This window comes from Coprococcus sp. RTP21281st1_F1_RTP21281_210402, assembly GCF_040915325.1.
Taxonomy (GTDB): Bacteria; Bacillota; Clostridia; order Lachnospirales; family Lachnospiraceae; genus Coprococcus; species Coprococcus aceti.
This window is the reverse complement of record NZ_JBCPDQ010000001.1, coordinates 324760-349737: the sequence shown is the minus strand read 5'-3', so window position 1 is coordinate 349737 and position 24978 is coordinate 324760. Positions and strand designations below refer to the sequence as shown.

Genomic DNA, 24978 nt, shown 5'->3' with positions numbered 1-24978 from the left:
ATTTACAATTGTTCTATTTATGTTATAATGAGCGGGAATAATATGCGTGCTTAGCGCATTTTTATTTTTTACCGTAATTGAATTTGATGTATCATTGAGAGACACTACTTATTTCTTAGAGTGTTTATATTCCCATAATACTTAATTTATTTGTTGATCATTGGTTTCAGTGAAAGGAGACAATTATATATGGATTTTAGTAAAGCTTCTCTTGCAGAGCTGCGTCAGTTTACCAAGGATAATGGTATAAAAGGCTGCTCGGGAATGAAGAAGGCGGAGCTTGCGCAGTTCCTCATAAAATATGTGGAGGAGCATGTGACAGCGGTTTCAGTGGAAAATAAGAAAAATGTGTCAGAGCCTAAGACCGAGCATGTGGTCAGAGAGACAGCCGGAGACACAGAATACAGAAAAACCAGGATAGTACATCACTCTGAGGGCTCGAGAGGTGATGATTCCAGGGAGAACAATGGACAGAGACGTATGAGAAGAATGGCTACATATCAGGATCACAGCCAGAATCAGGAGAGATACCAGGATAGAGGTCAGAATCAGGACAGAGGTCAGAGCCAGGAGAGATACCAGGACAGAGTCCAGTCAAATCAGACGGCACAGAACGTGAACGAGTATCTGCCGGAGCTCGACAGTGGAAGACAGGCTCACGGAATACTTGAGGTCATGCCTGAGGGATATGGCTTCATAAGAAGTGCAAACTATCTTCCGGGAGATCAGGATATATATGTGTCACCGGCACAGATCAGAAGATTTGGTCTCAAGACAGGAGATATAGTCACAGGTAATATAAGAAACAAGACACAGGGAGAAAAGTTCAGTGCCCTTTTATATGTGGCAAGCGTGAACGATGAGGATCCTGCGGTCATAGCGGCCCGCAAGAGCTTTGAGGAGATGACCCCTATCTTCCCTAATGAGAGGATAGAGCTTGACGGAGACGGTGCTCCTATCCCTATCAGGATGATCAATCTTCTTGCCCCTATAGGTAAGGGACAGAGAGGCATGATCGTTTCACCACCTAAGACAGGAAAGACGACTCTTCTCAAGCAGATCGCAAAGCAGATCAGCAGAAAATATGAGGATATGCACCTGCTCGTCCTTCTCATAGATGAGAGACCTGAGGAGGTAACAGACATAAGAGAGTCCATAGAGGGCCCTAATGTGGAGGTTATCTATTCAACATTTGATGAGCTTCCAGAGCATCATAAGAGAGTGTCAGAGATGGTCATTGAGAGAGCAAAGAGACTTGTGGAGTCCAAGAAGGATGTCGTGATCCTGCTCGACAGTATCACACGTCTGGCAAGAGCGTATAACCTCACGGTCGCTCCTAGCGGAAGAACTCTGTCAGGTGGTCTTGATCCTGCAGCGCTTCACATGCCAAAGAGATTCTTTGGTGCCGCCAGAAACATGCGTGAGGGAGGAAGCCTTACGATCCTTGCCACAGCGCTGGTCGACACGGGCAGCAAGATGGATGACGTTGTATTTGAGGAGTTCAAGGGAACCGGTAACATGGAGCTTGTGCTTGACAGAAAGCTCTCAGAGAAGAGGATATTCCCTGCCATAGATATAGCAAAATCCGGCACCAGAAGAGATGATCTTCTCCTCAACAAGGAAGAGCAGGAGGTTGTCACAGCCATTCACAAGGAGCTCATGGGAAGTAAATCAGAGGATATTCTTGAGGATGTCAGAAAGCTGTTTGTTCGTACCAGAAACAACAAAGAATTTATCCACTATGTAAAGCAGTCACTTCTCAGAAAATAACAGCAGGATTGTTGAGATGATTTTGTCAAAAAAATCAAAAAACTGCTTGCATTGTACTGGTCACTATGTTAGAATACAGAAGTTGTGTTATGAAGAACCCTGGCTTTATGCCTGTTCTCATATATAAATATATATGTAAAGAGGTGAAAAAGAATGCGTAAAGGAATACATCCAGATTACTATCAGGCAAAGGTTGTATGTAACTGTGGTAACGAGTTCGTTACAGGATCAACAAAGGAAGAGATTCACGTAGAAATTTGCTCAAAGTGTCATTCATTCTACACAGGTCAGCAGAAGGCAATCAAAGCACGTGGTAGAATTGATATGTTTAATAAGAAGTATGGCGTTCAGGCCAACTAATAAAAACGTTGATAGCTTGAGGTTATTTTACAATAATCTCAAGCTGTTTTTTTATTATCCAGTTAAATATACCGATAGGAGATTGGCGTGAAGAGAGTAAGAATAGGCGGTCAGGCTGTCATGGAAGGTGTCATGATGAAAAATGGCGACAGATATGCGGTGGCAGTCAGAAAACCGGATAAAGATATAGAAGTGAAAGTTGTGGATTATGTGTCCATGGCATCGAGAAGTGTATTTTTCAGAGTTCCTATAATCAGGGGAGTTGTCAATTTCGTGGAATCCCTCGTGATAGGAGTGAAGACCCTCACATACTCAGCATCGTTTTACGATGACGAGGAGCCTGAGAAGGCGGAGAAAGAGAAAAAAGAAAAGAAAAAAGAGAGGACACCTGAGCAGCAGAAAAGAGCGGACGATGCGGCGATGATAGGTACAGTGTTATTTTCACTTGTATTTGCCATCGCGTTATTCATGATGCTTCCTGCATTTATCGGGGAACTCATAGACAAGGTTATAGATAACAGGATCATAATGTCTGCCATAGAGGGAGTTATAAGACTTGGAATATTCCTGGGATATGTGGCACTCATATCGCTTATGAAGGATATACAGAGAGTGTTCATGTACCATGGGGCAGAGCACAAGACGATCAACTGTTTTGAGGCTGGGGTGCCACTGACTCCGGAGAACGTGAAGAAGTATTCAAGATATCATAAGAGATGCGGAACAAGCTTTCTGTTCATCGTAATGATAATAAGCATAATTGTTTTCATGTTTATAAGCGCAGATACGGCATGGCTCAGACTTGTCATAAGACTGCTGCTGGTTCCGGTAATCGCCGGTATATCATACGAATTTATAATGTTTGCTGGCAAGAGTGATTCAAAGCTTGCAAATGCGCTGTCAGTTCCGGGAATGTGGGTTCAGAGACTCACCACAAGGGAGCCGGATCTTGACATGATAGCAGTTGCGATAAAGTCCGTGGAGGCAGTTATAGACTGGGAGGCATACCAGGACGCCATGCACAAGGGCGAGATAGAAGATTAAAGGATTTCGATAGAGATGAAGCTGTGTGAACTTTTGAGAATGGGACGGGACAGGCTGGAGAAAAGTGATGTTCCTGATGCGGATATAGACGCTGATATATTGTGGCAGTACCTGTCGGGTATGAACCGTATGGATATGATCATGGCCAGAGAAGATGACGTGGATGATGATAAATCGGAAGCCTACATGAAGCTCATAGAAAAGAGGAGCACAAGGATTCCGCTTCAGTATATCACAGGTGAGCAGAATTTCATGGGATATGATTTTGATACCGCAGAAGATGTGCTCATTCCAAGGATGGACACAGAGACTCTTGTTGAGACGGCATTGAAGCTTGTAAAGGACGCTGACCATAACGTTGATGTTCTGGACATGTGCTGCGGTTCGGGCTGCATAGGAGTATCGTTTGGACTCTGGAACAAGAACAGCAGGATCGTACTTGCCGATGTATCTGAGGCAGCGATCGGTCTTGCAAGGAGAAATGTAGCGAAACTGTGTGCAGGGGATGATAGATTTGAAGTGGTCAGGACGGATCTCTTTGAGCAGATATCCGGGAAATATGACCTCATACTGTCGAATCCTCCATATATAAGAAGTGATGTCATAGAGACACTCATGCCGGAGGTCAGGGAGCATGAACCACATCTGGCACTTGACGGAACGGCGGATGGATTGTATTTTTATAGAATAATAGCCGATAAGGCGAGAGAATATATAAAGGATGAAGGATATGTTGTATTCGAGATTGGCAATGATCAGGCAGAAGATGTACAGTACCTCCTTGTAGATTCAGGTTATGACGATATACATGTTGTACAGGATCTGAGTGGTAATGACCGGGTGGTGTACGGCAGATATGACAGAGAAGATAACCGGTAGATTTAACGCTGCAGGAGACAGCGTGACAGAATGAATATAGAGAGGTATAGATATGTTTGACAGATTAGAAGAACTTGTAGATAAGCTTGATACGATAAATAATCAGCTCACCGATCCTGATGTTGTGTCAGATCAGAACAAATTCAGAAAGCTCATGAAGGAGCAGAGCGATCTCTCACCTATAGTTGAGAAGTACCATGAGTACAAGGATGCAAAGACTACCATAGAGGACAGTCTTGAGATTCTTGAGGAGGAGAGCGACGAGGAGCTCCGCGAGATGGCAAAGGAAGAGATGAATGAGGCAAAGGCGAATCTCGAGACCATAGAGCAGGAACTCAAGATTCTTCTGCTTCCAAAGGACCCTAACGATTCCAAGAACGTAATCGTGGAGATCCGTGCCGGTGCAGGCGGAGATGAGGCTGCTCTGTTCGCATATGAGGTGTACAGAATGTACCAGAAATATGTTGACCAGTTCAAGTGGAAGGTTGAACTTATGAGTGTCAACGAGAACGGTATCGGAGGATTCAAGGAGGCTGTGTTCATGATCACCGGAGACGGTGCGTACTCCAAGATGAAGTACGAGAGTGGTGTACACAGAGTACAGCGTATACCTAAGACAGAGTCAGGCGGAAGAATCCATACATCGACCATAACAGTTGCGGTTATGCCTGAGGCTGAGGAAGTTGATGTAGAGATAAATGAGAATGATATAAGGATAGATGTAATGCGAGCATCCGGAAACGGTGGACAGTGTGTCAATACAACCGATTCGGCAGTACGTCTTACACATATACCTACAGGAATAGTGATCTACAGCCAGACAGAGAAATCACAGCTCCAGAACAAGGCAAAGGCATTTGCCCTTCTGAGATCAAAGCTGTACGATATGGAGCTCCAGAAGCAGCATGACGCAGAGGCTGCGGACAGAAGAAGCCAGATAGGAACAGGAGACAGATCAGAGAAGATCAGAACATACAATTTCCCTGAGGGGAGAGTTACAGATCACAGGATCAAGCTCACATTATACAAGCTTGACCAGATCATGAACGGAGATCTGAATGAACTTATAGACAGTCTTATAGCGGCTGACCAGACAGCAAAGCTGGCACAGGTGAATGAGGAGGAATAATATGGCAGCGTGGAGTGACAATATAAGAAAAGTAGAACCTTATGTTCCGGGTGAACAGCCTAGGGATACAGATGTGATAAAGCTCAATACGAATGAGAATCCGTACGGCCCGTCACAGAGAGTGAAGAATGTAATGATGGATATCGATACACTCAGATTATATCCGGATCCAACAGCATCGGCACTTGTCGATGTGCTTGCAGAGTATCACGGAGTTGATTCTTCACAGGTATTTGTGGGAGTGGGTTCGGATGATGTGCTTGCCATGTCGTTTCTTACATTTTTCAACTCTGACAAACCAATATTGTTCCCTGACATTACATATTCCTTCTATGATGTGTGGGCAGAGCTTTTCAGTATCCCTTACGAGAGACCGGCACTTGACGAAAACTTCAGGCTGGTGAAGGAGAATTACTACAGAGAGAACGGGGGAATCGTATTCCCTAATCCAAATGCCCCTACAGGAATATACGAGGACATAAAGAATGTGGAGGATATAGTCAGCCACAACAAAGATTCGATAGTCATAGTAGACGAGGCGTATATAGATTTCGGCGGCGAGTCGGCACTTGGCCTTATAGACAAATATGACAATCTTGTGGTTGTAAGAACGTTCTCAAAGTCGAGATCCATGGCGGGACTCAGGATAGGATATGCAATAAGCAACCCGGTTCTGATAAAGGCCCTCAATGACGTAAAGTATTCATACAACTCATATACAATGAACAGGCCATCACTGATAATGGGAACAGAGTCAGTTAAGGACGATGAGTATTTTAAGGAGACTGTTTCAAAGGTGGTCGCCACGAGAGAGAGATTCGTGGAAGCTATAAAGCCACTTGATTTTACATGCCTTCCTTCGTCTGCAAACTTTGTATTTGCAACGCATAAGGATATTCCGGCAAAGGAGATATTCCAGGCTGCGAAAGATGCCCATATATATGTCAGATATTTTGACAAACCACGTATAGACAATTATCTGAGGATATCCATTGGTACGGATGAAGAGATGGATAAATTCACAGAGTTCCTTACAAATTATATACAGGAGAGATAATAAACAGACCGCTGTGCCGAAGGCATGGCGGTTTTTTCTTGATATGGCGGCAACAACTGTGCCAGGATTCCACTATAAAGCGCAGGATTCCACTATAAAGCGCACCAAAACTATTGAATTTGGCAGAGTTTTTCTATAGAATTCACCCATGAAATATTTCAGGAAAAAATATCGGGACGTTTCGTTTGATTTTGTTTGTAAAAGGAGAATTGAATGAATTTTGATGAATTTATAGCCAGAGTAGTGGATGAAATGAGAAGCAGACTTCTCAGACAGGGAGATGGATCAGACATCCGGGTCAATAAGGTTTTGAAGAATAATGGGGTGGAGCTCACTGCGATGAATGTGTGCAAGAGCTCTGAAGAGGTGTGTCCTACGATATATCTTGATCCGTTTTACAGGGATTATGAACAGGGGATGGATTTTGATGTTGTTATGGAAGATATATGCAGGCTCAGAGAGGCGAACTGCAGGTGCAGGAAGCTTGATATACGCGATGTGGTGGATGAGACGAAGGTTATGGACAACATAATATTGCGGCTTGTCAACAGGGAGCGAAATAGCCGGCTGCTTGAGAGTGCACCATTTATAGAGTTTAATGATCTTGCGATAACTTTCAGAAGGGTGCTGAGTCTGGATAACGACGGCCTGGCAACCACGATAGTCAACAATAATGATGTGAAGAGGTGGAGAGTCAGTCTGGATACATTGTATAAGAATGCACTTAAGAACACCCAGAGAATGTTTCCGTGTGTAAGGCAGAACCTTTTTGATGCGCTGAAGGGCAGATATGAAGGGATAGATTTCGATGACGACTGTGACAATGTGGACGAACTGTACATGTTGTCAAACACGCACGGTATCAATGGGGCCACGGCCGTACTGTATGATGGAATGCTTGAGGAGTGTGCGAATATGGTGGGTGATGACATATATATCCTGCCATCCAGTGTGCATGAGCTGCTGTTTATCAGGGCAAGTGCGGATTACACAGAGGATTATTACAAGGATCTCATAAGAGAGGCGAACAAGGTAACAGTGTCTGCCTTGGATTATCTGTCTGACAGTCTGTATATGTACAGCAGGGAAAAAGGAAAACTCTTGATAGTCTAAAATGTTGACAAAATATATCCCATGACATAGAATAAAATCAGTGTTCTAAGGGCAAAATTATGTGTAATGGGAGGAACAGACATTGGAGGATAGTTATATTTCGCGCAGAGATAAAATTGTCGCTTCAGCTATCGAACTAATTGGAGATTTGGGATTACATGCTCTTACACCGAAGAACCTTGCACGAAAGCAGAATATATCTGATACGCTGATATATAAGTATTTTGGGGGTATAGATGAGGTACTTATAGCGGTTGTGAACGAATATGCGGCATTTGATGTCAATATCCAGAGGACTGTTGAGAGACTTGACGGGACATACCTGGATAAGATCAAGTATTATGCAGATACATATGCAACATATTATGATAACTATATTGGTATGGGTGCGATAATGCTGCATTATGAAGAATTGCTTCACATGTCAGAGACGAGAGAGATCATCTCTGAGTGTATGTTGAAGCGTAATGATTTTGTGTGCACATTGTTTCAGAGTGCGATTGACAGCAAGGAGATACGAGCGGTTTTCTCACCGAAGGAACTTACGCTCATGTTCAACGGAATTTTTACAGAGGGATTGCTTGAACGGAGAAACCAATACTCAAGGAAGAGTTTCAGGGGTGAGATCAAGGAGATGCTCAGTCATCTTGAGAAAGTACTTAGGTTGTAAAATTAGGGAGGAATTGTCATGAAGATATTAATAGCTGAGGATGATGTTGCAAATGCAAAATTTTTATCCAAGTATTTGAGTAAGTTTGGTGATGTGGTCATAACACCTGATGGAATCGCAGCGGTTGATGAATTTGTAAATGCTCTTGAGAAGGGCGAACTGTTCGAGCTGGTGTGTCTTGATATCATGATGCCAAAGATAGATGGGTATAAAGTTCTGGCATCCATAAGAAGTGCAGAGAGAAAGCACGGAGTGTCAAGGATGCTCAGATCGAAGGTCATAATGACCAGCGCACTTGATGAGGCAAGCTTTGACAGTAATCTCGCCAGCGACGATTATGATGATTACATATGTAAGCCGATTGATATCATGAAGTTTAATGACATGCTGAAGAAACTGGACATTATCAAGTAGATGATATGATATTGATACATGCGAAGCCCGTTATTGTAAGATATCGGGCTTCGAAGTGTCTTATGACACTGAATATTAGATGGCAGGGACATAAAGATGGATTTATTTGAGTATATGAGGGAGAATTTCTCGGAGGATGATTCTCCTCTGGCAAAAAGAATGAGACCGACCAGCCTTGATGACGTGGTTGGACAGGAACATATTATAGGCAAGGACAAGCTTTTGTACAGGGCGATAAAAGCGGATAAGATAAGTTCGCTTATATTTTATGGCCCTCCGGGGACCGGCAAGACTACGCTTGCCATGGTCATAGCCAATACAACCAAAGCAGAGTTCAGACAGCTCAACGCCACAACGGCGGGCAAGAAGGACATGGAAAAGGTTGTGGAAGAGGCGAAGAATACCAAGGCTATGTATGGCAGACGGACTATACTGTTCATCGATGAGATCCACAGATTCAACAAGTCACAGCAGGATTATCTCCTGCCATTTGTTGAGGATGGAACGGTGGTACTCATAGGAGCGACCACAGAGAATCCTTATTTTGAGGTTAACGGGGCTCTCATATCCAGATCCCATATATTCCAGCTCAATCCATTGTCCAGGGAGGACATCAAGAAGCTCATCCACAAGGCAGTGTACTCAGAAAATGGCATGGGTGCATTTGATGCAGACATTGATGAGGATGCCGAGGACTTTCTTGCAGACATGGCGTCGGGAGATGCGAGAAGTGCGTTAAATGCCATAGAGCTCGGAGTTCTGTCGACGGAGAGAAGCGAGGATGGCAGGATACACATAACGCTTGAAGTGGCGGAGGAATGTATCCAGAAGAGAGCTATAAGATATGACAAGGACGGAGATAATCATTATGATATAATATCCGCATTTATAAAGAGCATGCGTGGATCAGATCCTGATGCGGCGATATTCTACCTTGCAAAGATGCTTTACGGAGGTGAGGATATAAAGTTTATTGCCAGAAGGATCATGATATGTGCCAGTGAGGATGTGGGCAATGCTGATCCGAATGCTATCGTGGTGGCGTCGGCATGTGCACAGGCTGTGGAGAGAGTCGGAATGCCTGAGGCACAGATAATACTTGCCCATGCGGCTTCCTACGTTGCGTGTGCACCGAAGAGCAATTCTGTGGTGAATGCGATATTTGCGGCTATGGATGCGGTAAAGCATGAGGACACGGGTCAGGTTCCGGTGTATCTCAGAGATGCACATTACGGCGGTGCAGCAAAGCTTGGACACTCAGGATACAAATACGCTCATGATTATCCGAATAATTACGTTGACCAGCAGTATCTTCCTGATAAGATTGCAGGCAGGGTATTCTATGAGCCGTCGGACAATGGTTATGAGAGAGATATCAAGGCGTATTTTGATAAGATAAAGAAGAGAGACTGATATGGATATATTGAAGAGAATTGGAGCTATAGTGCTTGTACTTGTGCTCATCGGAATGTATGTTGCGACATTTATAATGGGAATAACCGGAAGTGATAATCTGATGGGTATGATATTCCTTGATGTGGTCATTCCTGTTGTGTGCTGGGGAATATGGCTCATCGCCAGGGTGCTCAGACGCAAGGGCGAAGATATGAGAGATCAGAACAAGTAGAACAGTACAAATGTGTTGAAAAAAATTACATAATTTGATATACTCTTTAAAGTTCAAAAAATACTTAAGAGGTAGATGAAATGAGTTTATTAAAAGAATGGCGTGATTACGCATACGGATTAGATGACAGAACACCTGAGGGGAAGGAATTCTGGGTTAGTTATTTCCAGGCAGAGAAGGGCGTATATGAGCAGCTTCTTGCTAATCCTCTTGCAGACCCTGTACATGGAACTGTAAAAGAGCTTGCTGAGAAGTACGGACTCACTATTCAGTATATGATCGGATTCCTCGACGGAATAGATGACAGTCTTGCAGAATCAAACAATCTTGATGATGTGACAGAGGACTCAGAGGTTAAGCTTCCTATAGATTATGAGAAGCTTTATATGAACATGGTTGAGTGCAATGCAGAGTGGCTCTACACTCTTCCTCAGTGGGAGGGAATATTCTCCAAGGCAAAGAGAGACGAGCTCTACAAGATACAGAAGTCATCTAAGACTATCATCAAGGCACCAAAGGTTGGAAGAAACGATCCATGTCCATGTGGAAGCGGACTTAAGTACAAGAAGTGCTGCGGTAAGTAATGATATATATCATGCTGATATAACTGGCAGATATGAGAAGGCGGTTAAAGGGTAAACTTTTGACCGCCTTTTATATTTGCGTGAAAGGATATACAGATGGAATTTAATGAATCCCAGAAGAGAGCGGTGAGACACTGCGATGGGCCGATGCTGCTGCTAGCGGGGCCTGGTTCAGGTAAGACTACGGTCATCACCCACAGGATAAAATACATGACAGAGGAACATGGTGTGAGACCGGACAATATCCTGGTCATAACCTTCACGAAGGCTGCGGCGAATGAGATGAAGGGGCGGTTTCAGGAGCTGTGTCCGGGAACCCGCGGAGTAACATTTGGAACGTTTCACTCTGTGTTTTTCTGGATGCTCAGAAATGCATATAATTACACAGCGGCGAATATCGTCACGGATTCCGAAAAGTATGGAGCAATCAGGGACAGCATAGACAGACATGGCTTCAGGTATGACAGCCAGGAGGATTTTGCCAAGAATGTTGTCGGGGAGATAGGCAATGTCAAGAGCGAGAGAGTGAGTCTTGAGAACTATGAGAGCACAACGATGAAGCTTGAGGATTTCCGCATTGTGTACGATGAGTATGAGAATTTTCTGAGAAGATGCGGGAAGATAGATTTTGACGATATGCTGGTGTTCACATATGAGCTATTGTCGGAGAGACCAGACATACTTAAGATGTGGCAGAACAAGTTTCGGTACATACTCATAGATGAGTTCCAGGATATAAATATGATCCAGTATGACATTGTGAAGCTGCTAGCCGGAGAGAGACAGAACGTATTTTCCGTGGGTGACGATGATCAGTCGGTGTATGGCTTCAGGGGGGCTGCTCCGGCTATAATGAAGAAGTTCCCGGAGGATTTCCATGGTACGGTCATAGAATACCTGAATGTCAATTACCGCTGCAGCTACGATATAGTTGAGTGCTCGAAGCGGATAATACAGAACAACCGGGACAGATATGAGAAGCAGCTCAGGTCGGCATTTGCCGCGGGACAGAGCGACAGAGTCCATATAGTTAAGACGGACAGCATGACGGAGCAGAATAAGAAGATCATAGACAGGATAACAGAGCTTAACCGGGCTGGTATTCCATACCGTGAAATGGCGATCATATTCAGGACGAATACCGAGCCGAGGGCGCTGGCTTCAAAGCTCATGGAAAATGGCATACCATTTTTGATGAAGGATAACATACCAAATATCTTCACGCACTTCCTAGCTGAGAACATATTTGACTATATAAGGCTTGCAAGGGGCAGCAGGGACAGGAGAACGGTCCTCAGGATCATCAATAAGCCGAACAGGTATATAAGCAGGGATGCATTTGATTCGCCGGTGGTGAACTTTGAGGAGTTGAGGCAAAATTATAAGGATAAGTATAGGATAGTCAACAACATAAATGTCCTTGAGAACGATCTGGAGAGGATAAGCAGACTTGCACCGTACGCGGCTGTGAATTATATAAGGAAAGCGGTTGGACTGGATGCGTATGTGAGGGAATATGCTGAGTACAGGGGCGTGAGTGAGGATGATTATATTGATATCCTGGAGGAGATACAGGACAGTGCAAAAGACTTCCTGAGCTTCGACGACTGGATGGAGTATATAGACGAATACACAAAACAGCTCAGAGAGCAGAGCAGGCAGGGCAGTGTGGCAGGTGATACAGTCACACTTTCGACTATGCACTGTTCAAAGGGACTTGAGTATTCATATGTATTCATAATGGATGCTGTTGAGGACATAACGCCTCATAAGAAATCGGTCGGAGATGGAAATATAGAGGAGGAACGCAGGCTGTTCTATGTGGCAGTCACGAGGGCTAAGTATGGACTGTATGTGTATGTTCCCCAGAAAATGTATGGAAGAAAAGCGGTGACCTCGAGATTTGTCCAGGAAATGCTTGTGGACAGGTCTCTGATAAAAACAGGAAACACCATAATCCACAAGCGGTATGGACGTGGAGTCATCACATATGTAGATGACAGAAAGCTGTGTGTCCACTTCGATGATATACATGAAACAAAGACGCTCAGCCTTGAATACACGATAAATAACGAGCTTATAGAAAACGCATAGATGTACGGATATTATTCCTCGTCATCTGAATTGAATTCCAGATCGTCCAGAATCTCGTCGAGGGCGTCTGCGACATCGTTGAACTCAGCCTCGTCGGTGATCTCGTCGAGGGTGACATCGTCTCCCTGCTCGCTGTATCTGTACACGATGATATCGGCATCCTCGTCATCTGCAGGAAGCAGAGCGGCATAAGAGATGTCATTTACCTCGAATTTGGCAATGATCTCACATGTGCAGGATGTTCCATCCTCGTATGTTATATCGATCATCTCGATATCCATTTCGTCGGTTTCGTTATTGTTTATATCTGACATATAGGTATCCTCCTGATTGTTTTATTCAGTTTATTCTAGTAAATAATTGGTGCTATGTCCAGTACAATTATAAAATGAAATTATTGACAAAGCCTGCACCCGCACATATACTAGACACAAAAGGCGAAGAACAGGAATTGTAGTATTTAATACAATCAGAGTGGAACCGCGGAGATAATACTTCGTCTCTATATGCATATCATATGTATATTGGGACGAAGTTTTTTGTTTGCTTACAGATATATTATCGACCAATATAGAAAGGACATTATATTTATGAAGATTTTAAACACGCTCACAAGAAGAAAAGAAGAGTTTGTGCCTATCAACGAGGGTAAGGTGGGAATATATGTATGTGGTCCTACTGTATATGATTATATCCATATAGGAAATGCCAGACCAATGATAGTATTTGATACGCTCAGAAGATATCTGGAGTACAAGGGCTATGATGTCAATTATGTATCGAATTTTACTGATGTCGATGACAAGATCATAAAGCGTGCAAATGAGGAGGGTGTGGATGCCAGCGTTATATCAGAGAGATATATCGCAGAGGTCAAGAAGGATATGGCGGCTCTCAATGTGCGTGAGGCGACAACACATCCAAAGGCAACAGAAGAGATACCGGATATGATTGAGATGGTAAAGACTCTTATAGAGAAGGGATACGCTTACGAGGTGAATGGAACCGTATACTTCAGAACCAGAAAGTTCAAGGACTACGGCAAGCTGTCCAAGAAGAATATCGATGATCTCCGTTCAGGTAACAGAGACCTTCTTGTATCAGGTGTTGATGAGAAGGAGGATCCGCTTGATTTCGTTCTCTGGAAGCCAAAGAAGGAGGGCGAGCCATCATGGCCATCACCATGGGGCGATGGAAGACCAGGCTGGCATCTTGAGTGCTCGGTTATGTCCAAGAAATATATCGGAGATGTAATAGATATACATGCGGGTGGAGAGGATCTTGTATTCCCACACCATGAGAACGAGATAGCACAGAGTGAGGCTGCAAATGGCACAGAGTTCGCAAGATACTGGATGCACAACGGCTTCCTCAAGATCAACAATGAGAAGATGTCCAAGTCACTTGGCAACTTCTTCACAGTCAGAGAGATAGCAGAGAAGTACCCTCTTCAGGTCATTAGATTCTTCATGCTGTCAGCCCATTACAGAAGTCCGCTCAACTTCTCAGCAGACCTTGTTGAGGCTTCAAAGAACGGCCTTGAGAGAATCCTTACAGCAGTTGACAGACTGAAGTCTATAAGCGGAACAGAAGGAGAAGTAGATAAGGCAGTTGCAGACGAGATGGATGCGTTTGTGAAGAAATATGAGGCAGCCATGGATGACGACCTCAACACTGCAGATGCGATCTCAGTTATATTTGAGCTCGTAAAATATGCAAATGTAAATGTGACAGAGGAGTCAACAAAGGCTACTGTGGAGCTTGTGCTCAATACAGTGACAAAGCTCTGCGACATACTTGGAATCATCACAGAGAAGAAGAAAGAGATACTTGATTCAGATATAGAGGCTCTTATCGAGGAGAGACAGGCTGCAAGAAAGGCAAAGAACTTTGCTAGGGCAGATGAGATCCGTGACCAGCTCAGTGATATGGGAATTATCCTTGAGGATACCAGAGAGGGCGTAAAATGGAAAAGAGCATAGACAGTTACTTTACTGAGATACTCGGGGTGACATACACTAATCCAAGGGAGTATTCACCGCTTTCACTTGCATATATAGGTGACAGCGTGTTTGATCTTCTCATAAAGACCCTTGCTGTCACAAAGGATAACAAGCAGGCATACAAATACCACAAAGAGGTGAGCCAGCTTGTGAAGGCGGAGGCTCAGGCGGGATATATAATGTATCTTCTGGACAACGGACTGCTCACCGAGGAGGAAGAGTGGATATACAAGAGAGGCAGGAACACCAAGACTCATTCAACAGCCAAGAATGCGACTGTGGGACAGTACCGAATGGCAACGGGCTTTGAGTGCCTTATAGGCTTTCTGTATCTTGATAAGCAGTATGACAGGATGTTTGAGATCACGAGGATCATACTGAACCATGATCCAGTTGAAACGGACAGGGCAGAACAGCAGCACAAGGATCCGGGCAAAGCAGCACAGGAAGATACAATAGAGGATACCTCAACACTTGAAAAGAGTACAGAGAGTACAGATGGAGAAAAAGATGCAGAATAGAGAATTTGAGAATAACATTAAGACAGAGAGCGATGAGGAAGCATTTGTCATAGAGGGAAGAAATGCAGTCCTCGAGGCTTTCAGATCAGGCAAGACCATAGATAAGCTGTATGTCCTTGACGGATGCAGGGATGGAATCGTGAACAGCATAGTCAGGGAGGCGAAGAAGCAGGATACAGTGATAAACTACCTCTCAAAGGAAAAGTTAAACCAGATGTCACAGGCTGGCAAGCATCAGGGAGTGATTGCACATGCAGCGGCATATAAGTACGCAGAGATAGAGGATATGTTTGCACTGGCTGAGAGCAGAGGAGAGGATCCATTTTTCTTCATACTTGATGAGATAGAGGATCCACACAATCTTGGTGCGATCATCAGAACAGCGAATCTCTGTGGTGCCCACGGTGTAATCATACCTAAGAGGCGTGCAGTCGGAATCACAGCTACAGTTGTAAAGGCATCAGCGGGAGCTATCAATTATACACCTGTTGCAAAGGTGACAAATATCAGCAAGACCATAGAGGAGCTGAAAGATAGAGGCATGTGGTTCGCCTGTGCGGATATGGACGGAGAACTCATGTACAAGTGTAACCTCACAGGTTCCCTTGGACTTGTCATAGGTAATGAGGGAAGCGGCGTCAGCAGACTGGTCAAGGAGAAGTGTGATTATGTCGTATCTGTTCCTATGAAGGGAGACATAGACTCACTCAACGCGTCAGTTGCTGCCGGAGTTCTGGCTTATGAGGTCGTAAGACAGAGGATGAACAAGTAAAGGTAGAGTATATGTATTCGGAATTATCAGATAATGAACTGCTGGAGCTTATAAATGAACAAAAGGATAACGATGCTATGGAGACACTTATCAAGCGCTATGGCCCAATGATAACGGGACAGAGCAGAAGCCTTTATATCATAGGTGCTGATGAGGAGGATCTTATACAGGAGGGCATGATCGGACTGGTCAAGGCTGTGAATAATTACAGACCTGACAAGGGCGCGACATTCAAGACCTTTGCGTTCATGTGCGTGAGAAGGCAGCTCATTACCGCGGTGAACAATTCAAACAACAAGAAAAACGGACCGTTGAACTACTATATATCGATCTATGGCGATGGCGGGGGAGATTACTCTAGCCCGCTTGATGAGATAGATTCGGGTGTCATAACTAATCCTGAGGACATTATGATGGCGAAGCTGCGTGAGTCAGATCTTATAAAGCTCATCGACAGTAAGCTTTCTAAGTTTGAGAAGCATGTTCTTGACGAATATCTAACAGGAGCTTCTTATGAAGTGATAGGGGAGAGACTCTGCAAACCGGCAAAATCCATAGACAATGCGGTTCAGAGGATCAGAGCTAAGCTCAGGGATGTGTAATTAGAATAATAAAATTTTATGTTGTTTAATCAAAGACAGGAAGCGGCATAGTGCCGCTTCCTTTTTTGCAAAAAATCAGCTAATAAGCCTGCATATTAGCTTGAAATAAACTAAAATAAATGTATAGCCAACCTTAATCGAAAGTAACAAAAGGTAAAAATGATTATTTTTTATTGATCATCAGATTAAGGAGTGGTGGCATGAGAGCGGAGAACAAAGCTAAAAAGGTAAAGGTAATGTGGGAACGATCGTATTGTTCCTGGCTTTGCCGGTATTGCTTCTTATCGTATTCACTTATATACCATTTGTGGATATGTTTAAGAACAGTTTGACGGACTGGGATGGAATAAGCGAGACATCCAATTTTGTTGGTCTTAAGAATTTGAGAGCATTGACCTCATTGCAAACAATGCAGCAAGCGTCGACAATAAGGGAAAATGGACTAATGTAAATAAAGCTTCTGAGCTCGATCTTGACAAGGGTTCACAGTACCAGGTCGATCTGAGCACACAGCACTTGGACAGTCACACCCCGGACATAAGTCACTGAACGATGTCATGAGTGAGTGGAATAAGAAGTGGGCTGATGGAATATATGAAGCTGAGACTGCGGGCGGAAAGTAAGTGATCCGGTCTGCGGTGGATAAAAATAAAGCCGCTCAGGGCGGCGTAAATACGGACAAAAAAATAAAAGCTACTAACGGGAGTCGGACCCGTGACCTCAACATTACCAATGTTGCGCTCTACCACCTGAGCTATAGTAGCTTGCTTTTCAAAAGCAATAATAACTATAACAAAATGAACATCAAAAATCAAGTAAAATATTTACATTTGTGCGAAAAATAATGACAAATCAAAAGATAATTGTGGTACAAGCAGTAAAAGTATGGTAAACTAACTGTAATCGTGTGCAAATTCGGTTGCAGACATTTAGAATTATCAAAAAAGCGGGAGGCAGTTTGGAAATGGCTGAAGAGATGACAGGTAAGAATTTCATTGAACAGATAATTGAGAAAGATATCGCAGAGGGTAAGGTGCCGAAGATCGTTACCAGATTCCCACCAGAGCCAAATGGATATTTACATATAGGACATGCCAAGTCAATACTTTTGAATTACGGACTGGCACAGCAGTATGGCGGACAGTTTAATCTCAGATTTGACGATACCAACCCTACAAAGGAGAAAACAGAGTTCGTAGAGTCAATACTTGCAGATGTCAAGTGGCTGGGAGCAGACTTTGGAGACAGAGTGTTCTTTGCATCAAATTACTTTGACCAGATGTACGAGGCTGCCATAAAGCTCATCAAGAAGGGCAAGGCATATGTGTGTGACCTCACAGCAGATGAAATCAGAGAGTACAGAGGAACTCTCACTGAGCCGGGCAAGAACAGCCCATACAGAGACAGAAGCATAGAGGAGAATCTTGATCTGTTCGAGAGAATGAAGAACGGTGAGTTCCCTGACGGAAGTAAGGTACTCCGTGCAAAGATAGATATGGCAAGCCCTAACATCAACATGAGAGATCCTATTATCTACAGAATAGCGAGAATGAACCACCACAACACAGGTGACAAGTGGTGCATTTACCCTATGTATGACTTTGCACATCCTATCGAGGATGCCATCGAGGGTGTTACACATTCTATATGTACACTTGAGTTTGAGGATCACAGACCTCTGTATGACTGGGTGGTTATGGAGCTCGGTTACAAGGATTCACCTGAGGACACACCAAAGCAGATAGAGTTCGCAAAGCTTTACCTGACAAATGTCATAACAGGTAAGAGATACATCAAGAAGCTTGTCGAGGACGGAATAGTAGACGGATGGGATGACCCACGTCTTGTAAGTATTGCAGCCCTCAGAAGAAGAGGCTTCACACCATCAGCTATTAAGAAGTTCATGGAGCTGGTTGGAATATCCAAGAGCCAGTCGTCTGTTGATTACGCTATGCTTGAGTATTGCGTGAGAGACGACCTGAAGCTCACAGCCAAGAGATACATGGCAGTTGTTGATCCTGTAAAGCTTGTCATCGACAACTATCCTGAGGATCAGGTTGAGTACCTCGATGTCGAGAACAATCAGGAGAACGAGGAGCTCGGAAGCAGAAAGGTAGCATTCAGCAAGTATCTGTATATAGAGAGAGAGGACTTCATGGAGGAGCCTCCTAAGAAGTATTTCAGACTGTTCCCTGGCAACGAGGTTCGTCTTAAGAATGCATATTTCGTAAAGTGCGTGGGATTTGAGAAGGACGAGGACGGCAATGTCACAACAGTACATTGTACATATGACCCAGAGACAAGAAGCGGTTCAGGCTTTGAGGGACGTAAGGTCAAGGGAACCATTCACTGGGTATCGGCAGAGAGCGCAATAGATGCAGAGGTTCGTCTGTATGAGAATATCATCGATGAGGAGAAGGGGAAGCTCAACGACGATGGTACATTGAATCTCAATCCAAACTCACTTGTTATCAAACAGGGATGTAAGCTTGAGAAGGCATTTGAGGAGGCTCAGCCGGGAGAGGCATTCCAGTTCCTGAGAAATGGTTTCTTCTGTGTTGACTCAAAGGATTCTACAGCGGAGCATCCTGTATACAACAGGATCGTGTCACTCAAGAGTTCTTACAAGCCGGGCAAGTAATTACCGGGGATGCGTTTATAATTTATGATGTGGGGATTGGCGCTTATCCTGTGGGGGGATATGCGTACATCAAAATAGGTGATTGGAAACAAAAATATGAAAGATGAGAGTAAGAAGGTATACATACTTTTGTCAAAGACAAAAACAGTTCCTTCAAATCTCATAAAGCTTATGACCAGAGAGCCGTATTGTCACACATCTCTGGCACTGGACATAAGTCTTGATGAGATGTACAGTTTTGCAAGGAAAGGTGTATACAATCCATTTAACAGTGGATTTATCAGTGAGAACATAGAAAAGGGAATATTTGGAAAGCATAAGGGAACCAGATGCGCTGTGTATGAGCTGAAGGTCACGAGTAAGCAGTATGACAGGATACAGCAGGAGCTCGCCAGATTCAAGAAGCATCCGGACAGATACGGATATAACTTCATGGGTGTATTCAGCGTATTTTTCCATCTTGCGTATGAGAGGGAATACAGTTTCTTCTGTTCACAGTTCGTGGCATCGGTGTTGAAAAATGCTGGTGTGGATATATTCCACAAGAAACCGGGACTTGTCAAGCCGGGGGATTTCAGAAGGTGCCCTGAGCTCAGACCGATATTTACCGGGCTTCTCACAGAATACAGAGCATATCTCCATGAGAGAATGAAACAGGCTCATGGCATAGAGAACACAGGCAGAAGGCCTGGCATGATAAAGCCGTCGCTTCCGGATGGTCTCATTGCATGGAGAGTCAGTTAAAATAAGCCGCTTTACAGATATGTAAGGCGGCTTTTATTTATTGTCATGTGTTTATTATTCTACAAATGTGTGGCCAATCTTGATGATCCCTCTCGGGAGGGCGTCCTTGGAATTCTTCCATGGCTCGTTCTTGTATCTGTAGTCAAACTTGTCTATGAACCAGCTCAGGTCACCATTGACACGTTCCATATTGTCAAAGTATACCTTGTTGAGGATTTCGATGAACTGCGCATACTGTTCCTTGCTCAGTTTGTTCTGGCCTGTCTTGTACAGTATTCCGTAGTGGTATGTACAGAAGCCTTTGCTCGTAGCAAATTTGTCCCTGAACTCGGAATCTCTTTTCCACATATGGAAGATAGTGTCTACATAGCGTACGAACATGTCATCCATACGTCCACAAATGAAGCAGCTTTTCTCCATATTCTCTATATAATCGACAACAGGTGCATTTGGTGTGTTCTTGCCGAACAGACCGGCTTTGGCGGCGGGACCTTTGGCAGCCAGCGCCCTCATATCTTGTATAGTCTTATTCATATGGGTGTTCATCATGAGTGCCAGACCCAGACGATTCTTTTCCTGATAGAGCATTCTCAGATGATGACTGCAAAAACCAAGCTTGTCAGTCATGGCACGGTTGTCGTCCTCCATGTAGCTTGGCCCCATCGTATATTCAATTGCATTTCGTTCAAGATCCTTCTGCATCTGGCACATAGGGCATTCGCAGCCGCTGTCAAATGCATCGTTTACTGGTATAGTGTATATCTGTTCAGCCATAAATCCTCCTGTTTGTGATAGTGTCAGTTTTTGCCACACTGCTTATGTGACATTGAAAATAATATACAGGTATTATACAATAGCCTGGAGAAATTTATAAGACAAAAAGCACAATTATACAAATATGAAATGGCAGGTGTACGGAAGATGAATGTAAGTTGTGATGGCAATATAGTTACGGTAGACGGAGTGAAGGATTTCAGACTTTCTCAGATACTTGAGTGTGGTCAGTGCTTTCATTTTGACAAGCTTGATGATGAAGTGTATGAGGTCATAGCATTTGGCAGGGCTGTGAAGATGGAACAGTCAGGCGGCGTGCTCAGGATATATGGTTCATCCATGGAAGACTATGAAGGAATATGGCGCCCTTATCTGGATATGGACAACGATTACGGGCTCATCAAGGAGAGTGTCATAAAGGCGGACAGCGCACTTCAGACGGCTGTGAATGAGAAGGATGGAATACGTATACTTAATCAGGACTTCTTTGAGACGCTTATATCATTTATCATATCCCAGAACAAGAATATCCCTCAGATAAAACAGTGTGTGAAAAATATATCGCATAGATTTGGTGATGAGGTCATAGGATATAATGGCGAGGCATTTTATGTGTTCCCTGATGTAGACAGACTTCATGAGGTCACAGAGGATGAGCTCAGGGAGTGCAAGGTCGGATTCCGTGCTCCATACATAATGAATGCGACGGAGGCGGTGTACTCGGGAAATGTCACAAAGGAGAAGCTTGACGCACTTGACATAGAACAGGCAAGGGAACTTCTCATGACTATAAAGGGAGTAGGAGAGAAGGTTGCCAACTGTGTCCTGCTCTTTGGACTTGGAAGACGTGAGGCTTTCCCTGTGGATGTGTGGATGAAGAGGATCATGGAGAGCATGTACTTTGATGGCAAGGACACAAAAAAGCTGGAGATAGAGGCATTTGCCGTGAAAAAGTTCGGAAATCTCGGGGGATATGCGCAGCAGTATCTGTTTGACTATGCAAGAACGACTCTTTTTAAGTGATATGTATTACTGTAGATGACAGACATATTTTTATATATTTTTTAGAAAATAAGGGTTGATTTTTTTATAGAAATGGATAGAATATAAAACAGTGTTAGCACTCACATAAATTGAGTGCTAAGAACGAAGATGAGAAAATAAAAGAAAAAATAAATCAGGAGGTATATATCATGAAGTTAAGACCACTTGGAGACAGAGTAGTATTAAAGCAGTCAGTAGCAGAGGAGACAACAAAGTCAGGAATCGTATTACCAGGCCAGGCAAAGGAGAAGCCACAGTATGCAGAGGTTATAGAGGTTGGCCCTGGAGCAGTTGTTGATGGCAAGCTGGTTCCTATGGACGTTAAGGTTGGAGATACAGTTATATATCAGAAGTTCGCTGGTTCAGAGGTTAAGCTTGACGACGAAGAGTACATAGTTATCAAGCAGGACAGCATCCTTGCAATCGTTGAGAAGTAAAAGCATATATCCAGACAGCGTGAGCTGCGGGAGACATATGCGGATGATATATGGATAATATATATGTAATATAACATGGAGGTAGATAGAAATGGCAAAGGAAATTAAGTACGGTGCTGAGGCTAGAAAGGCACTTGAGGCAGGAGTTAATCAGTTAGCAGATACAGTAAGAGTTACACTTGGACCTAAAGGAAGAAACGTTGTACTTGCAAAGTCATACGGTTCACCACTCATCACAAATGATGGTGTTACAATAGCAAAGGACATCGAGCTTGAGGATGCATTTGAGAACATGGGTGCTCAGATCGTCAAGGAAGTTGCAACAAAGACAAACGATGTTGCAGGTGATGGTACTACAACAGCTACAGTTCTTGCACAGGCTATGATCAATGAAGGAATGAAGAATCTGGCAGCAGGTGCTAATCCTATCGTTCTCAGAAAGGGAATGAAGAAGGCTTGCGACAAGGCAGTTGAGGCTATTCTTGATATGAGTGAGACTATCAGCGGAAAGGATCAGATCGCAAGAGTTGCATCTATCTCAGCTGGTGATGATGAGGTTGGACAGATGGTTGCCGACGCTATGGAGAAAGTGTCAAAGGATGGAGTCATCACAATCGAAGAGTCAAAGTCAATGAAGACAGAGCTCGACCTTGTAGAAGGTATGCAGTTCGACAGAGGTTATATTTCAGCTTACATGGCAACAGATATGGAGAAGATGGTTGCAGAGCTTGATAACCCATATATACTTATTACAGATAAGAAGATCTCAAATATCCAGGAGATCCTTCCACTTCTTGAGCAGATCGTTCAGAACGGATCAAAGCTACTGATCATCGCTGAGGATATCGAGGGCGAGGCTCTCACAACACTTATCGTCAACAAACTGCGTGGTACATTCCAGGTAGTAGCTGTAAAGGCTCCTGGTTATGGCGACAGAAGAAAAGAGATGCTTCAGGATATCGCTATTCTTACAGGCGGTAAGGTAATCTCAGAGGAGCTTGGATATGAGCTCAAGGATGCTACTCTTGATGACCTTGGACGTGCAAAGAGTGCTAAGATCACAAAGGAGAACACAGTTATCGTTGATGGTATGGGCGCTAAGGAAGACATCGCAGGTCGTGTAAATGTCATCAAGGCTCAGCTTGAGGAGACAACATCAGAGTTTGATAAAGAGAAGCTTCAGGAGAGACTCGCAAAGCTTGCCGGTGGAGTTGCAGTTATAAGAGTCGGCGCAGCTACAGAGACAGAGATGAAGGAAGCTAAGCTCCGTATGGAGGATGCCCTTAATGCCACAAGAGCTGCAGTTGAAGAGGGAATCATCTCAGGTGGTGGTTCAGCATACATCCACGCTGCAAAGAAGGTTGCAGAGCTTGTAAAGGATCTTGAGGGCGATGAGAAGACAGGCGCTAAGGTAGTTCTCAAGGCTATGGAGGCTCCACTGTTCCACATCGCAGCCAATGCAGGACTTGAGGGATCAGTCATCATCAACAAGATCAAAGAGTCTGAGGTTGGTGTGGGCTTTGATGCATACAATGAGACATATGTCAACATGATCGAGGCAGGAATCATTGATCCTGTTAAGGTTACAAGAAGTGCACTTCAGAACGCTACATCAGTTGCTTCAACAATGCTCACAACAGAGTCAGTTGTAGCTGATATCAAGGAAGACGCTCCAGCAATGCCAGCAGGCGGAGCAGGAATGGGCGGCGGAATGGGCTTCTAAGGAATAGAGTCAGACACGATTTCGCAGTAAAATGCAAAGACTAAGATAAAAAAGGATCACATCATTCGTAATCGGGTGATGTGTTTCTTTTTTTATGTAGGTTAATTGACACTAACCGGCATGTGTGAGATAATCAGAACAGATATTTTTCGACTAAGGGAAAGTATGGGTTACAAAAAAGTTATAAATGAAAGGCAGGAAGAGATGGGAGAAGATAACAACAGCTTTGGCGGCTATCAGCCAACAGAAGACAACAGACAGGCGGGACAGCAGAATCCATATGCCGGTGCGCCTCAGTATGGACAGAACGACCAGAACTATGGTCAGTCAGACGGCCAGTATGGACAGAACGACCAGAACTATGGTCAGTCAGACGGCCAGTATGGACAGAATTATGGTCAGCAAGGTGGACAGTATGATCAGAATTATGGTCAGCCAGGCGGCCAGTATGGACAGAATTATGGCCAGCCAGGTGGACAGTACGGACAGGGATATGGTCAGTATGGTCAGGGCTACGGACAGCCGGGAGATCCATACGGACAGAATTATGCTAACCAGGACATGAATATGGGCGGAGGTCCGGCATATCCACAGAATAATATGCAGCCACAGGAGAGCAAAGGCGTATCCATAGCATCTATGGTGCTTGGTATCTTTTCTCTTACATTTGGATGTTGTATCACATATGTGGGAATTGCCACAGCCATTGCGGGACTGATAACAGGTATCATAAGTCTTAAGGATAAGAAGCCTGGCAAGGGAATGGCTATCGCAGGTATTATAATGAGCGCAATAGCACTTGTGTTCCTGGTGTTCTGTATTATCCTGGTTCTTACATCGGACACATATCAGGATATGGTGGACGAAATACTCAGACAGATACAGTCAGGAAGCTATTAAAAATGTAATAAATTGAATAAAGAGAAGTGATCGAGAGGCCGCCGGATTTCGGGCGGCCTCTTATTATGTGCACCAA

25 protein-coding genes and 1 tRNA gene are annotated in these 24978 nt (G+C 43.9%); 23 read left to right on the top strand and 3 right to left on the bottom strand.

Features of this window, described 5'->3' with window-relative positions:
- Positions 1-189: 189 nt before the first annotated feature.
- From rho to AB5150_RS01570, 13 genes are all read left to right on the top strand, one after another.
- Positions 190-1770: a transcription termination factor Rho gene (rho, locus tag AB5150_RS01630; RefSeq protein WP_349092613.1), complete on the top strand. Its 1581-nt coding sequence runs from the start codon at positions 190-192 to the stop codon at positions 1768-1770.
- A 153-nt stretch (positions 1771-1923) separates the two neighbouring features.
- Complete coding sequence (gene rpmE / locus AB5150_RS01625) at positions 1924-2130, top strand: 50S ribosomal protein L31 (RefSeq protein WP_004853176.1); 207 nt, start codon at positions 1924-1926, stop codon at positions 2128-2130.
- Between the two features lie 87 nt (positions 2131-2217).
- The gene (locus AB5150_RS01620; protein ID WP_022216026.1) at positions 2218-3174 is read left to right on the top strand and encodes a DUF1385 domain-containing protein; all 957 of its coding nucleotides are present in this window, start codon (positions 2218-2220) and stop codon (positions 3172-3174) included.
- Positions 3175-3189: 15 nt separating this feature from the next.
- Entirely contained in the window at positions 3190-4053 is an 864-nt protein-coding gene (gene prmC / locus AB5150_RS01615) for a peptide chain release factor N(5)-glutamine methyltransferase (protein ID WP_015534159.1), read from the top strand.
- Positions 4054-4105: 52 nt separating this feature from the next.
- Entirely contained in the window at positions 4106-5182 is a 1077-nt protein-coding gene (prfA, locus tag AB5150_RS01610; RefSeq protein WP_015534158.1) for a peptide chain release factor 1, read from the top strand.
- Position 5183: 1 nt separating this feature from the next.
- The gene (gene hisC / locus AB5150_RS01605; RefSeq protein WP_173795368.1) at positions 5184-6239 is read left to right on the top strand and encodes a histidinol-phosphate transaminase; all 1056 of its coding nucleotides are present in this window, start codon (positions 5184-5186) and stop codon (positions 6237-6239) included.
- A gap of 213 nt (positions 6240-6452) precedes the next feature.
- Positions 6453-7352 carry a DUF5688 family protein gene (locus AB5150_RS01600; protein WP_055144183.1) on the top strand — a complete coding sequence of 300 codons (900 nt, stop codon included), beginning with the start codon at positions 6453-6455 and terminating at the stop codon, positions 7350-7352.
- Between the two features lie 82 nt (positions 7353-7434).
- Positions 7435-8022, top strand: a complete 588-nt coding sequence (locus AB5150_RS01595; protein ID WP_022216022.1) for a TetR/AcrR family transcriptional regulator — start codon at positions 7435-7437, stop codon at positions 8020-8022.
- An 18-nt stretch (positions 8023-8040) separates the two neighbouring features.
- Positions 8041-8436: a response regulator gene (locus AB5150_RS01590; RefSeq protein ID WP_015534155.1), complete on the top strand. Its 396-nt coding sequence runs from the start codon at positions 8041-8043 to the stop codon at positions 8434-8436.
- Between the two features lie 96 nt (positions 8437-8532).
- Positions 8533-9849 (top strand): replication-associated recombination protein A, encoded by a 1317-nt coding sequence (locus AB5150_RS01585; protein WP_055144185.1) that lies wholly within the window; start codon positions 8533-8535, stop codon positions 9847-9849.
- A 1-nt stretch (position 9850) separates the two neighbouring features.
- Complete coding sequence (locus AB5150_RS01580) at positions 9851-10063, top strand: hypothetical protein (RefSeq protein WP_015534154.1); 213 nt, start codon at positions 9851-9853, stop codon at positions 10061-10063.
- An 80-nt stretch (positions 10064-10143) separates the two neighbouring features.
- Positions 10144-10647 (top strand): SEC-C metal-binding domain-containing protein, encoded by a 504-nt coding sequence (locus AB5150_RS01575; RefSeq protein ID WP_118649196.1) that lies wholly within the window; start codon positions 10144-10146, stop codon positions 10645-10647.
- 96 nt (positions 10648-10743) lie between these two features.
- Positions 10744-12741, top strand: coding sequence for an ATP-dependent helicase (locus AB5150_RS01570; protein ID WP_349092620.1), 1998 nt, complete (start codon positions 10744-10746; stop codon positions 12739-12741).
- A gap of 11 nt (positions 12742-12752) precedes the next feature.
- Here the strand turns inward: AB5150_RS01570 and AB5150_RS01565 are convergent, their stop codons facing one another.
- Positions 12753-13055, bottom strand: coding sequence for a DUF1292 domain-containing protein (locus AB5150_RS01565; RefSeq protein WP_015534151.1), 303 nt, complete (start codon positions 13053-13055; stop codon positions 12753-12755).
- Positions 13056-13331: 276 nt separating this feature from the next.
- On the opposite strand from AB5150_RS01565, the gene cysS reads away from it, so the two are divergent.
- Genes cysS through AB5150_RS01545 form a run of 4 tightly spaced genes read left to right on the top strand, consistent with a single transcriptional unit; the run spans position 13332 to position 16639 of the window.
- The gene (cysS, locus tag AB5150_RS01560) at positions 13332-14723 is read left to right on the top strand and encodes a cysteine--tRNA ligase (RefSeq protein ID WP_015534150.1); all 1392 of its coding nucleotides are present in this window, start codon (positions 13332-13334) and stop codon (positions 14721-14723) included.
- The gene (locus tag AB5150_RS01555) at positions 14708-15265 is read left to right on the top strand and encodes a Mini-ribonuclease 3 (protein WP_015534149.1); all 558 of its coding nucleotides are present in this window, start codon (positions 14708-14710) and stop codon (positions 15263-15265) included. The genes cysS and AB5150_RS01555 overlap by 16 nt, the downstream gene beginning before the upstream one ends.
- Positions 15255-16037: a 23S rRNA (guanosine(2251)-2'-O)-methyltransferase RlmB gene (rlmB, locus tag AB5150_RS01550; RefSeq protein WP_015534148.1), complete on the top strand. Its 783-nt coding sequence runs from the start codon at positions 15255-15257 to the stop codon at positions 16035-16037. The genes AB5150_RS01555 and rlmB overlap by 11 nt, the downstream gene beginning before the upstream one ends.
- A gap of 11 nt (positions 16038-16048) precedes the next feature.
- Positions 16049-16639 carry a sigma-70 family RNA polymerase sigma factor gene (locus AB5150_RS01545; RefSeq protein ID WP_117548824.1) on the top strand — a complete coding sequence of 197 codons (591 nt, stop codon included), beginning with the start codon at positions 16049-16051 and terminating at the stop codon, positions 16637-16639.
- 691 nt (positions 16640-17330) lie between these two features.
- On the opposite strand, the gene AB5150_RS01540 is transcribed toward AB5150_RS01545, so the two are convergent.
- Positions 17331-17403 (bottom strand) — tRNA-Thr (locus AB5150_RS01540).
- A gap of 200 nt (positions 17404-17603) precedes the next feature.
- On the opposite strand from AB5150_RS01540, the gene AB5150_RS01535 reads away from it, so the two are divergent.
- Together AB5150_RS01535 and AB5150_RS01530 are read left to right on the top strand one after the other, a co-directional pair.
- The gene (locus AB5150_RS01535; protein WP_349092624.1) at positions 17604-19280 is read left to right on the top strand and encodes a glutamine--tRNA ligase/YqeY domain fusion protein; all 1677 of its coding nucleotides are present in this window, start codon (positions 17604-17606) and stop codon (positions 19278-19280) included.
- Positions 19281-19376: 96 nt separating this feature from the next.
- The gene (locus AB5150_RS01530; RefSeq protein ID WP_349092626.1) at positions 19377-20024 is read left to right on the top strand and encodes a hypothetical protein; all 648 of its coding nucleotides are present in this window, start codon (positions 19377-19379) and stop codon (positions 20022-20024) included.
- Between the two features lie 54 nt (positions 20025-20078).
- Here the strand turns inward: AB5150_RS01530 and AB5150_RS01525 are convergent, their stop codons facing one another.
- Positions 20079-20798: a DUF6062 family protein gene (locus tag AB5150_RS01525; protein ID WP_015534143.1), complete on the bottom strand. Its 720-nt coding sequence runs from the start codon at positions 20796-20798 to the stop codon at positions 20079-20081.
- A 147-nt stretch (positions 20799-20945) separates the two neighbouring features.
- On the opposite strand from AB5150_RS01525, the gene AB5150_RS01520 reads away from it, so the two are divergent.
- From AB5150_RS01520 to AB5150_RS01505, 4 genes are all read left to right on the top strand, one after another.
- Positions 20946-21821 carry a DNA-3-methyladenine glycosylase gene (locus AB5150_RS01520; protein WP_022216012.1) on the top strand — a complete coding sequence of 292 codons (876 nt, stop codon included), beginning with the start codon at positions 20946-20948 and terminating at the stop codon, positions 21819-21821.
- A 170-nt stretch (positions 21822-21991) separates the two neighbouring features.
- The gene (groES, locus tag AB5150_RS01515; RefSeq protein ID WP_015534141.1) at positions 21992-22279 is read left to right on the top strand and encodes a co-chaperone GroES; all 288 of its coding nucleotides are present in this window, start codon (positions 21992-21994) and stop codon (positions 22277-22279) included.
- 91 nt (positions 22280-22370) lie between these two features.
- Positions 22371-24002 (top strand): chaperonin GroEL, encoded by a 1632-nt coding sequence (gene groL, locus AB5150_RS01510; RefSeq protein WP_349092630.1) that lies wholly within the window; start codon positions 22371-22373, stop codon positions 24000-24002.
- 165 nt (positions 24003-24167) lie between these two features.
- A complete protein-coding gene (locus AB5150_RS01505) occupies positions 24168-24902 on the top strand; it encodes a DUF4190 domain-containing protein (RefSeq protein WP_015534139.1) in 735 nt (244 codons plus the stop codon).
- Positions 24903-24978: the final 76 nt, after the last annotated feature.